We start from the raw sequence: 10,775 nt of genomic DNA, 5'->3' as shown, positions 1-10,775 counted from the left end.
TTGGACGGCCCGCAGTCTTGAATCCTTGTTGGTTTGGGGGCGGCACGGAAGAACATGCGTCTTAAGCTTCTGATATCGGCTACTCGGCAGTTCCGAGCGGCCATTGGACAAGTAGCTTGACTTCTTCAAGTCCCGGTTCCTATCATCGGGGCGCTCGTCATTGGAGCTTAGTGAAGCTGTCGCTCTACGTTTGGTCGCGATCGAAAGTTTATGGAGATTCGTGATGGCTGAAAGTCCAATTAGAGGCGATCTCGCTGGGATCGAGTTTAACGTCGATGTTCAAGGTATGTTCACAGAAGAGGCCTATCAAAAAGATATTGATCGGATCTTCAAGAAGGCCTGGCTGCCGATTGGACACGACTACGACCTGCCTAATCCCGGTGATTACAAAACCAGAAGGATCCCGGGGCTGAACTATAACGTCCTCATCGTTAGGGATAAGGAAAACCGGATTCGAGCGTTTCACAATGTCTGTCGGCATCGCGGAAATCTGCTTGTCTGCAAGGAAGCGGGAAATAGCCGCCAAGGTTTTTCATGCGGATACCACGGATGGACCTACAACATTGATGGCAGTCTTCGCGCGATGACCGATAGCAATCAGTTTCCGCCCCATGAGAGTGAGGCGCTGGGGCTGCGCGAGATCCGCTGCGAGGTGCGCCACACTTTCATCTTCCTCAATTTCGACAAGGACGCGGAGAACCTCGACTCCTGGCTGGGCGAGCTTGCCTCCCCTGATCTTTACGAAGGATTTTTTGAAAATTTCCGATCCACCGGGCTAACCAGCGCGACGATCCGTACGAATTGGAATCTTTGCATGGATGCGTTTTCGGAGGCCTATCACACGCTATTTGTTCACAAGAACACCGCGAAGGATTACTTGGGCTCTTCCGACAATCCGATGCGGCACAATCCCGCCGTTGAAGTGATGAGATGGCATGCACGCATAGCGACGGCGGCAAATCCGGAGCACAAATGGAGTCCAACTGAGAAGCTGGCTTATAAGTACGCCGCTCGGGCGTTCCCTTCGTTCGATTCAGATTCTAGCGGCCTGCCGGCTGGCGTGAACTTCGGGAAAATAGACTCATGGGCGTTCGATGTCGTCAAGTTCTTCCCGAACTTGATCATGTTGACGGGAAGAGACTGGTTTATCGAAGTCTATGCCTGGCCATTGGCTGCGGACCGGACTCTGTGTGAATTCAACACCTTCCTACGCAACCCGAAAACCTATGGGGAGCGTGTAGCGCAGGAATTTTCGTATGTCGTGACCAGAGAAATTGCGCAAGAAGATCTCTACTTGCTCGAAAGGCAGCAGAGCGCGCTTGAAAATGGTGCGGTGACAAACTTTTTCCTTTCCTTCCAGGAGCTGGTAGTCGCCCATCACTATCGCAATCGCGCTCGTTTGCTTTCGAATGGTGAGGGGCGATGACTCAAATGACGCGTCATTTTCCGCAGAAATTCCAAGATCTGGAGCGGTGGTTGCCTTGGGCTTTGGAGAAAGAGTCGGAGCGTAATGCAATGAGAGCCCGCTCGACCCTGAAAGATGTGGCAGAGTTTTGCGCGGCCGTACAACCGCATATGGAAGACCTCATCCAGTATCTTGGGAAAATTACGTGGGGAACACCCCTGGGGCCGGAGGATGAAAATCTCTATCGCTTGGGCCTGGCCTATATGGAAGCGACCATTCCGATCGATCTGGGATGGAAGAAATCGGTGGCCGAGGACAGCCTGTCCGTTGAAAGGTTGATTCTGGCCGATCGCCGTTAGTAGGTGGGCAATAGCCTCAACGACAATTTAGCCGTAGGCGTCAGCCGGAAGATCGCTCGACTAGGTGTTTGGTCGGGATAGTGCGATGGCAAAAAACAACCCGAAGAGAGAAGAGATGATCGACCGATTCGATCCGGCCGAAATCAGCGAGAACGTTCGTACCCGATTCTACATCGGCGGACGTTGGCGCCAACCCACGTCGGGTGAGCGGCTCGAGATTATTTCACCGTTGACCGAGAAGACGCAGTTCTCCGTTCCAAGTGGGGTAGCGGCGGACATGGACGATGCAGTGGCAGCGGCGGCTGAGGCGTTCGAGCGCGGTCCTTGGCCGCGAATGACTCCGCTGGAGCGCGCCGCAGTCCTGCGTCGACTCGGGGAGGAGATTGAAAAGCGGCTGCCTCTGTTCCAACGCGTGTGGACAGCTCAGGTCGGCGTGGTTCAGGGATTTGCGGGAATGATTATCAATCTGGTTCCCACGTACTATCGCTTCTTCGCCGATCTCGCTTCCAGCTTCCCGTTTGAAGAAGAGCGGCGGACTCCCCAAGGCATTGCGCGGATAATTCGCGAGCCGGTCGGAGTATGCGCGCTCGTGCTGCCGTGGAATGCACCGTTGATCTTGTTGACCCAGAAACTGGGAGCAGCGCTGCTGGCCGGATGCACGGTGGTTGCGAAGCCGAGCCCGGAAACACCGCTCGATGCGCTGATTGTAGCCGAGTGCGCCGAGTCAGCGGGTTTGCCGCCGGGCGTGCTGAACGTCGTGCCGGCAGGACGCGAGGCCGGCGACCACCTGATCCGCAACCCACGGGTCGACAAAGTCAGCTTCACCGGATCGACCGCTGCCGGCCGCCATATCGCGAGCGTGTGCGCCGACCGCGTGGCGCGCGTCAGTCTCGAGCTCGGTGGCAAGTCGGCGTCGAGCATTTGCGACGATGCGGATTTGGCCACGGCGATTCCTGCAGTCACGCCGGTCTCGATGCCTTTCAGTGGCCAGATTTGCTTCGCTCAAACGCGAATACTTGTTTCAGAACGCAGGCATGACGAAGTGCTCGACGCCTATCGCGATGCGGTGCAAGGGATCAAAGTCGGTGATCCTCGGGATCCGGAGGTTGGGTTGGGGCCACTGTCGATGCGCCGGCAGCAGCAACGAGTACTCTCCTACATAGAGACCGGTCGCAAGGAAGGGGCTGATCTGGTGGTCGGCGGCGGCACGGGCGAGTTCAGCCGAGGCTTCTTCGTCGAACCGACGATTTTCGACGCGGTCTCTCCTGAAATGACGATCGCGCGCGAGGAGATTTTCGGCCCGGTGGTGTCGTTCATTCGCTATCGCGACGAAGAAGATGCGGTCAGGATCGCCAATGACAGCATCTATGGTCTATCGGGGACTGTGTTCACAACGGATCTGGACCGCGGAGAGCGAATCGCCCGCAGGGTGCGCACCGGCAATATCTCCGTGAACCGTTTGCAGCTCGATCCTGGTGTGCCATTCGGCGGTTTCAAGCAGTCGGGCCTCGGCCGGGAGGCAGGTCCTGAAGGTCTCGAGGCCTTCCTGGAGACCAAGGCCATCTACCTGCCAAGGGCCGTCGCGGCCTGACACGGTGGTTCGTCGTGTGTCTTGCCCGCTCGACGCTACTCGGATGTCGATGGATGTCTTGGGCAGCCGCCAGCTCGCAGGAAAGTTAAAGACCCTTCAGATCGGGGGAATGACCTACTCGCGGATCCGACGGTTTTCTGTGAGATTGGTCATCGCGTTGTTACGCTACGGAAGCGACCCGTCTTTTAGTCGTCCGCAACGGTTTGTTTTCGTCGCGTTCCGTTGCGATCCAGCGGATCGAAGGCATCGGCATATGCTTTGAGGGCGGTCTTCAAACCGTCTACGCGCAGAATGCCTAGTTCTTGTTGCATTTCGTGTTCAGCCTGCTTCAGTGCGGTTCCAAATGCCGCAAGCCACTCGAGGCCTCGCTCGGTGAATTTCACGAGCTTGGCGCGACCATCCGTAGGGTCCGAAACGCGCGTGACCAAGCCGAGTTCCTCGCACTGCACGATCAGCTCAGCGATAGCTTGCTTGGTCACGCCGGCGCGGCGGGCGAGATCAATCATTCGCGTCCCGCCAGCGTCCAGATTGCGAGTCAAGTTCAGGTGACTCAGGCGGGCCTCAGTGTGTCCCGCCTCCGCGAGCAGCTCGAACACTCGTGTTTCGAACCGGCGAACGGCATTGTTTAGCAGGCGACCGACGTTGGTGTGCCGCCATTCAGCCGAAGTGTTTGCGAACAGAGATTCGGTAGTGCGGATCCTGGTGGGGCTATTGGTTGCTCGTGTGCGCTTCGCTGGATGAACCATTCGGGTCTCGACTAGGTCTAGATTGGAGAGGGTTTTTCCTTCCACAGTTTAACAGGTTAATTCACTTCGTTAGGTGGCGGGCGTCAGCTCTACCGGCAGCTGGGCCAAGGCATGAAGGGTGTTGTTCAGGCGGCGCTTGGGCTCGCCAGTAAGCCGGACTTCCGCAACTCTTGAGATCAGCGCCTCAAGAATCAGCTCGGCTTCTTGTCTGGCTACCATCTGACCGAGGCATTGATGAATTCCGAAGCCGAATCCGACATGACCGCTGACTGCGCGTCGGATGTTGAACTGTTCCGCATCTTCTCCCCAGTGGCGCGGGTCCCGATTGGCCGCCGCGAGGAACAAAAGCACCTTGGACCCTTCGGGAATGGTGGTCCCTCCGATCTCGACATCTCGGCTTGTCGTCCGAAAAAAGGTCTGAACGGTCGAGTCCCAGCGCAGCGACTCCTCGAATGCTTTTCGGAGCAGTTTCGGATCTTCACGCAGGAGCTGCCACTGCTGCGGATGTTTAGCCAAGGCGAAGATCATGTTGCCAATGCCGTTCACTGTGGTGTCCAGTCCGGCAGAAAGAAACGAACGTATCAGCCGTTCGGCCTCTTCGGCCGTGCATTCACCTCGATCCGACGCTTCGTGGACGGCCATTCCCCAACCATCAGACTTGAGGTTCTCCCGCCGGCACCCGGCCGCAACCCAATCGATAGCCTCTGGAGACGCCGCTGCGAGGGAGTCTTGGAAAAGCGCGTTCCTGGGACCAAATGCGTTGAAGTTAACCGCTCCATAGGTAAGCAACAGCTCGCGTCTCTTATCGGGCAATCCGATAGTGTCGGGAATCACCAGCAGCGGATACACCTCGGCCAAGTCCGTGACAGCGTCGATGTAGCGCCGCTTCACGAGCCGGTCGACAAGCTCTTCAGCTTTGGCCTGCCATGTCGACCGCAAGTTCCGCACTGCCAACAATGAGACGATTTTGTTCATCAGAGAGCGCGTGCGGCTGTGGAGTGGCGGATCCGCCTCAAGCAGTAACGATGGCGGTCTCCAATTTTCTTCCTTGGCAAAGTCGGTGAGTCCGACGCCCCGAGCCGAGCGGAAGGTCTCCCAGTCCTTTAGAGCTTCGCTCACTTCCGAATACCGGGCCATCCCGTAGACACCGCAGATTTCCAGCCACACCACGGGACCTGCGTCGCGGAGCTTGCCGTCGAACGCGTAGGGGTCCGACAAGAACAGCGTGTCAAACGGATCGATCTCGAGCGACGCCAAAGCGGTCGGAGTGTGTCTATCTACTGTCAAATTCAAATTCATGATCATCAACCTTGAGAAATCGCCTGAGGTCGTATCGAGATAGTTGTCGACGCCTGCTCGGATGCGGCGCGCCGCCCAGGTTTGTCTGAAGCAGAATTATCCAGATACATCGGCCATCTAGTCAAGTAACTTGCCTTATTTGGGCAGAGTAAATTTTCTTGATGCGAGAGAACAGAACTTGGGCTTCGCTCCTGCAGGACTTCGGCGTGGCGTGTTCCATAGCTTGGTCGAGGCGCAGATTACCTCGCTCACAGCGCGGGATTGGCTTATCTGGTTTGCGACACAGACTCCCCGACCCCGCGACTGGAGGGTGAATGCCGGTGCTGAAATGATTTACGGCTCTGCGGTCGAGCACCTGAGTTAGTCAAACCCCTTGACCAAATCGGTCAATTTTCCTAGCTTGGTCTGGAAAGTGAATGTCGGTGCAAGGCGCACAACTGTGCCGGAAGGCTGGCTCGCGCCATTCGCAGAATCGAGGGAGGCCTCTTTGATGGCAGCGATGCCGAATGTCACACCGGTTCTGATTGTCGGCGGCGGGCCATGCGGGCTCACGCTTGCGATCGAGCTGGGTCGCCGCGGTATCCACGCGATGTTGGTGGATCAAAAAACTGGTACCGCCCTGAACCCACAAGCCAATGCGACGCAGGCGCGAACGATGGAACATTTTCGAAGACTCGGCTTCGCTGAGGAAGTGCGAGCGCTCGGATTGCCCCCGGATTACCCAACCGACATTGCATACTTTACCCGTTATGGCGGGATCGAACTTGCGCGAATTCGCCTGCCTTCCGCGAGACAAGCCGCCGAAATGGCTCGAAACCTGACGGGCTCGTGGAGTACTTCCGAGCTTCCTCATCGGGTCTCCCAGAAATATGTCGAGCGGGTGCTGCGGCGACACGCTGCCGAACAAGCGACGATTTCCCTGAACTACGGCTGGCAATTGCTCGATTTCACCGAGAAAGCCGACGCAGTGATGGCCCGAGTTCAGAATCTCGACTCGGGCCAGATACAAACGCTCAAGGCCGAGTATCTAGTCGGCGTCGACGGTGCGCGCAGTACAGTGCGGCACAAACTGAATATTCGCTATCGCGGCGAGACTGGCGTCGTACGCGATTTTTTTGGCGGCAAGATGGTGGCCGTCTATTTTCGCGCTCCCGAGTTCTACGAGACTCTGCGCCATGACCGAGCCTGGATGTATTGCGCATTTAATCCGACGCGCCGGTCATGGCTGGCCGCTGTCGACGGCAAGGAAGAATTTGCCCTGCATACGCAGCTCAAACCGGGCGAAGATGAAAGCGTAAGCGAAGCGCGGGCACGAGAGCTCTTGTCACAAGTGACGGCGACGCCGCTCGATATCGATGTTCTCGCGGCAGATACGTGGATTGCAGGTCATGCGCTCGTGGCTGAGAGTTTTGGTGCCGGTCGGGTCTACATCGGTGGCGACGCGGCGCACCTGTTCACGCCCGCGGGCGGGCTCGGCTACAACACCGCTGTCGAAGACGCGGTGAATCTCGGGTGGAAACTCGCGATGGCCGTGCGCGGCAATGCGGGACCGTCGTTGCTCGCGAGCTATGCGTATGAACGGCGCAAAGTCGCGCTTCGTAACACCGGGTATGCCCGACAATTTGCGAATGAGATCGGCAACTTTATTCCTGATCCGGCAATAGAGATCGATACGCCGGAAGGGGCGGAGGCACGTGCTCGCGCAGGTGAGTTTCTGAACGGATACGTACGCCGGGAATTCAACATTCCTGGCGTGACATTCGGGGGTCGCTATGATGGTTCGCCGACCATCGTTCCCGATGGAACGAGCCCGCCGCCGGATGCAGCAAACGTTTACGTTCCGACGGGCTCACCTGGTGGGCGCCCGCCCCATCTGTGGTTACAAGACGGGCGCAGCCTGTTCGACCTTTTCGGTTCGGAATGGACACTTCTGCAGCTTGGCGGCGAGCCGGGGCGTGCTGAGAATTTCAAAACAGCAGCGCAGCAACTTGGCGTGGAACTTACGACGCTGAGCCTCGAATCGGCGGAGGCTCGCGAGCTCTACGAATCGGATCTGGTCCTCATCCGGCCGGATCAAATTCTCGCTTGGCGTGACAGGGGCTCGCCACCAGACTGCGAGCGGGTGCTTTCGCGTCTGGTCGGGTATGAGCACACGGAACCGGGAGCGGAGGCGATCGCATGACGCGCGACATGCAACATCGCGGGGTCTAGCGCGAGACCGGGTTGTGAATCCTTTCACGTACAGCTCACGGTCATTTCGCGTCCTTTTCGGGCGCGGCACGATCTCGTCCCTTGGCGCTGAACTCGAGGGCCTCGGGCTTGAACACACGCTCGTACTATCTACGCCGGAACAACGCGGCGTTGCGGAAGATTTGGCCCGCGTCCTGGGGTCGCGAGCAGCTGGTGTGTTTCCGCACGCAACGATGCATACGCCAGTCGCCGTGACAGAACGAGCGATGGAGGTTGTGCGCCAGCTCAATATCGACGGATTGGTTGCCATCGGTGGTGGGTCGACGACCGGGCTGGGTAAGGCAATCGCCTTGCGAACCGACCTTCCGCAAGTCGTCGTCCCGACAACCTATGCTGGGTCTGAGATGACGCCGATTCTCGGCGAGACCTCCGCGGGTACCAAAAAAACGATCACCGACCCGAAGGTGCAACCCGAGGTGGTCATATACGACATCGATTTGACGATGACGCTTTCACCCAGGCTCTCTGCGATGAGCGGAATGAACGCAATCGCCCATGCCGTGGAAGCACTGTATGCCGAGGAGCGCAATCCAATTATCTCTTTGATGGCTGTAGAAGGTGTCGGAGCCTTGAGACGCGCATTGCCCCTCATCGCTGCAAATCCTTCGGATGGTGAAGCGCGATCGGACGCACTGTACGGCGCATGGCTGTGCGGCACATGCCTCGGCGCAGTTGGGATGGCGCTGCACCATAAGCTTTGTCACACGCTCGGCGGCTCGTTCGACCTGCCGCATGCGGAGACACACGCAATCGTGCTGCCACACTCGCTAGCGTATAACGCGCCAGCGGTGCCCGACGTGATAGCAAGGCTGCAACCGATTCTCGGCGAAGAGCCGGCTGTGGGACTTTACGATCTGCTGGCGCAGATCGGTGCTCCACGGGCGCTGCGTGAACTAGGAATGCCGGAAAGCGCGATCGACGATGCGGCAGATCGCGCGATGGTGAGCCCTTATTGGAATCCGCGCCCGCTCACGCGAGAAGGTATACGAAGCCTGATTGCTCGTGCCTGGGCGGGAGAGGCACCGCAGAAGTGAGAGTCGATATGTCGAGTGAGAAAGGCAACAAGGGCGACGCGGCTTTTTTTGATGCGGACCATTCCGAAGAGGTGGTCAATGCGCGCATGGGACCTCAAGCCGATGCGCGGTTGCGGGAGATCATGACCACCGTGGTGCGGCATCTGCACGCGGCAGTAAAGGAAGCGGCCATCACACCCGAGGAATGGTTCGCGGGGATTCAATTCCTGACCCAAACAGGACAAATGTGCACCGAGTGGCGCCAGGAATTTATTCTGCTGTCGGATGTGCTGGGTGTGTCCATGCTGGTTGATACGATCAACCATGCGCGTCCGGAAGGCGCCACCGAAAATACAGTGCTCGGGCCCTTTTACGTGGCCGGCGCACCGCGACTGGAAAATGGCGCGAACGTCAATCTTGACGGCAAAGGTGAGCCGCTCCTGGTGCGCGGACGAGTGACTGATACCCGAGGGCAGCCGATCGCAGGCGCGACTATTGATGTGTGGCAGGCGAACGAAGACGGCTTCTACGATGTCCAACAGAAAGGCATCCAGCCTGAATGGAATCTGAGAGGCCTTTTCGAAACCGATGACGAAGGCCGCTATTGGTTCCGTTCGGCCAAGCCTCATTATTACCCGATTCCCAGTGATGGTCCGGTCGGAAAGATGTTGGCGACACTTGGTCGCCATACCTACCGCCCCGCGCATCTTCACTTCATCGTCGAAAAGCCGGGCTTCGAGCGCGTCGTCACTCACATCTTTACGCCGGATTGCCCGTATCTAAAGGAAGATGCGGTTTTTGGAGTGAAGCGCTCGCTCGTCGCTGATTTTCGACGCGTTGAAGATCAGGAACGAGCCGCTCAGCTGCGATTGAATACCCCATTTTGGGAAGTCGAGTGGAATTTCGTGCTGACGCCCACGCAGCCCGTTGCCGCGCCCGCGAGCGGGACTTGAGGGGTCGGCGGCGAGGGAAATCTTGATGACACTCGACATGAGTGGCGAACGACAGGTCGTGTTTGAAAGGGCACGTTAGATACGGGCCCCGCAGGTAGGAGAACGCAATGGAAATCAAATACCGCGCCGAAGTGATCGGATCGATGCTGCGTCCGGATTACCTGAAAAAGGCGCGCAAGCAGTGGACCGCCGGCGAAATCAGTACCCGTGAGTTCAAAAAGAGCGAGGATCGCGCGGTCGACGAATCGATCACGCTGCAGGAGCGATGCGGGGTGGACATCATCACAGACGGAGAAATGCGGCGTACGCATTTCATCGCACCGCTCACCGACGTGATCACCGGTGTCAGGGAAATCCCCGCATTCAAACGAGTGTGGAAACTTCCACACGAAAAGAGCCAGCGCGCAGAGCAGACCGAGATCACCGTCCAGTTCGCGGTCGTCGATAAGATCCGCCGCACTCGATCGCTCACCAACGAGGAATTCACCTATGCGCGAGGGCGGGCGAATAAGCCTCTCAAGGTTACCCTACCCAGTCCGCTCATCATGACGCTCAGGTGGTCGCGCGAGCATTCGCGCGACGCCTATCCCGATCCGTTCGCGTTGCTCGCGGATGCGGCTGCGATCGTGCGCGACGAGGCGAGAGAACTTGCCGCGCTTGGATGCGAGTATATCCAGATCGACGCGCCGGAGCTCGGCATGCTGTGCGACCCTGAACGAGCCCGCACCGATTTCGCCGACATAGGAGTGGATCCGGAGCGGCTCCTCAGCGAAGGAATTGACCTGATCAACTCAGTCGCCGAGGTCAAGGGGGTCACCTTCGCGCTCCATCTGTGCCGGGGAAATAACAAAGGATATTACGTGGGCGAGGGCGGCTACGATTCGATTGCTCCCAAGGTGTTCAAGCGCGCGACGAACTTCTCGCGCTTCCTGCTCGAATACGACGACTGGCGGTCCGGATCGTTCGAGCCGCTGCGCGCGATTCCGGCCGACAAGACGGTGGTGCTGGGACTGATCTCGACCAAGCGCATCGAACTCGAACCTGCCGAGACGGTGGAGAAGCGGATCGAGGAGGCGAGTCGCTTCTTCCCCCGCGAGCAGCTGGCGCTTTCGACCCAGTGCGGCTTCGGAACGGTCTGGGAAGGAAACCCGATTCCCGA

At 58.3% G+C, this 10,775-nt stretch carries 9 protein-coding genes; 7 read left to right on the top strand and 2 right to left on the bottom strand.

Features of this window, described 5'->3' with window-relative positions; translation table 11 throughout:
- Nucleotides 1-223 precede the first annotated feature (223 nt).
- The 3 genes from VGI36_01730 (at nucleotide 224) to VGI36_01720 (ending at nucleotide 3,355) form a co-directional block, all read left to right on the top strand.
- Nucleotides 224-1,426: an aromatic ring-hydroxylating dioxygenase subunit alpha gene (locus VGI36_01730; GenBank protein HEY2483835.1), complete on the top strand. Its 1,203-nt coding sequence runs from the start codon at nucleotides 224-226 to the stop codon at nucleotides 1,424-1,426.
- A 5-nt stretch (nucleotides 1,427-1,431) separates the two neighbouring features.
- Entirely contained in the window at nucleotides 1,432-1,764 is a 333-nt protein-coding gene (locus tag VGI36_01725; GenBank protein HEY2483834.1) for a hypothetical protein, read from the top strand.
- Nucleotides 1,765-1,879: 115 nt separating this feature from the next.
- Nucleotides 1,880-3,355 carry an aldehyde dehydrogenase gene (locus tag VGI36_01720; protein HEY2483833.1) on the top strand — a complete coding sequence of 492 codons (1,476 nt, stop codon included), beginning with the start codon at nucleotides 1,880-1,882 and terminating at the stop codon, nucleotides 3,353-3,355.
- Nucleotides 3,356-3,540: 185 nt separating this feature from the next.
- On the opposite strand, the gene VGI36_01715 is transcribed toward VGI36_01720, so the two are convergent.
- Both VGI36_01715 and VGI36_01710 read right to left on the bottom strand, forming a co-directional pair.
- Nucleotides 3,541-4,101, bottom strand: a complete 561-nt coding sequence (locus VGI36_01715) for a MarR family transcriptional regulator (protein HEY2483832.1) — start codon at nucleotides 4,099-4,101, stop codon at nucleotides 3,541-3,543.
- 69 nt (nucleotides 4,102-4,170) lie between these two features.
- Nucleotides 4,171-5,400 carry a cytochrome P450 gene (locus tag VGI36_01710; protein HEY2483831.1) on the bottom strand — a complete coding sequence of 410 codons (1,230 nt, stop codon included), beginning with the start codon at nucleotides 5,398-5,400 and terminating at the stop codon, nucleotides 4,171-4,173.
- Nucleotides 5,401-5,890: 490 nt separating this feature from the next.
- Between VGI36_01710 and VGI36_01705 the strand changes: the two genes are divergently transcribed.
- The 4 genes from VGI36_01705 to VGI36_01690 all read left to right on the top strand — a co-directional run.
- Nucleotides 5,891-7,582, top strand: a complete 1,692-nt coding sequence (locus VGI36_01705; protein HEY2483830.1) for an FAD-dependent oxidoreductase — start codon at nucleotides 5,891-5,893, stop codon at nucleotides 7,580-7,582.
- Nucleotides 7,545-8,684: a maleylacetate reductase gene (locus VGI36_01700; protein ID HEY2483829.1), complete on the top strand. Its 1,140-nt coding sequence runs from the start codon at nucleotides 7,545-7,547 to the stop codon at nucleotides 8,682-8,684. The genes VGI36_01705 and VGI36_01700 overlap by 38 nt, the downstream gene beginning before the upstream one ends.
- Before the next feature lie 8 nt (nucleotides 8,685-8,692).
- The gene (locus VGI36_01695; protein ID HEY2483828.1) at nucleotides 8,693-9,616 is read left to right on the top strand and encodes an intradiol ring-cleavage dioxygenase; all 924 of its coding nucleotides are present in this window, start codon (nucleotides 8,693-8,695) and stop codon (nucleotides 9,614-9,616) included.
- 107 nt (nucleotides 9,617-9,723) lie between these two features.
- Nucleotides 9,724-10,775 (top strand): cobalamin-independent methionine synthase II family protein (locus tag VGI36_01690; GenBank protein HEY2483827.1); only part of this gene is annotated, 1,052 nt, incomplete at its 3' end.

This window comes from Candidatus Binataceae bacterium (assembly GCA_036495685.1).
In the GTDB taxonomy this organism is placed as follows: domain Bacteria; phylum Desulfobacterota; class Binatia; order Binatales; family Binataceae; genus JAFAHS01.
Note: the sequence above shows the minus strand (reverse complement) of the source record. Positions and strands in the feature narration are given on the sequence as shown.

Bases quoted from the DNA above. Each gene is read 5' to 3' on its own strand.
- VGI36_01695 (HEY2483828.1), top strand. From the start codon at position 8,693: ATGTCGAGTGAGAAAGGCAACAAGGGCGACGCGGCTTTTTTTGATGCG.
- VGI36_01715 (HEY2483832.1), bottom strand. From the start codon at position 4,101: ATGGTTCATCCAGCGAAGCGCACACGAGCAACCAATAGCCCCACCAGG.
- VGI36_01730 (HEY2483835.1), top strand. From the start codon at position 224: ATGGCTGAAAGTCCAATTAGAGGCGATCTCGCTGGGATCGAGTTTAAC.
- VGI36_01700 (HEY2483829.1), top strand. From the start codon at position 7,545: ATGAGCACACGGAACCGGGAGCGGAGGCGATCGCATGACGCGCGACAT.
- VGI36_01705 (HEY2483830.1), top strand. From the start codon at position 5,891: ATGGCAGCGATGCCGAATGTCACACCGGTTCTGATTGTCGGCGGCGGG.
- VGI36_01710 (HEY2483831.1), bottom strand. From the start codon at position 5,400: ATGAATTTGAATTTGACAGTAGATAGACACACTCCGACCGCTTTGGCG.
- VGI36_01725 (HEY2483834.1), top strand. From the start codon at position 1,432: ATGACGCGTCATTTTCCGCAGAAATTCCAAGATCTGGAGCGGTGGTTG.
- VGI36_01720 (HEY2483833.1), top strand. From the start codon at position 1,880: ATGATCGACCGATTCGATCCGGCCGAAATCAGCGAGAACGTTCGTACC.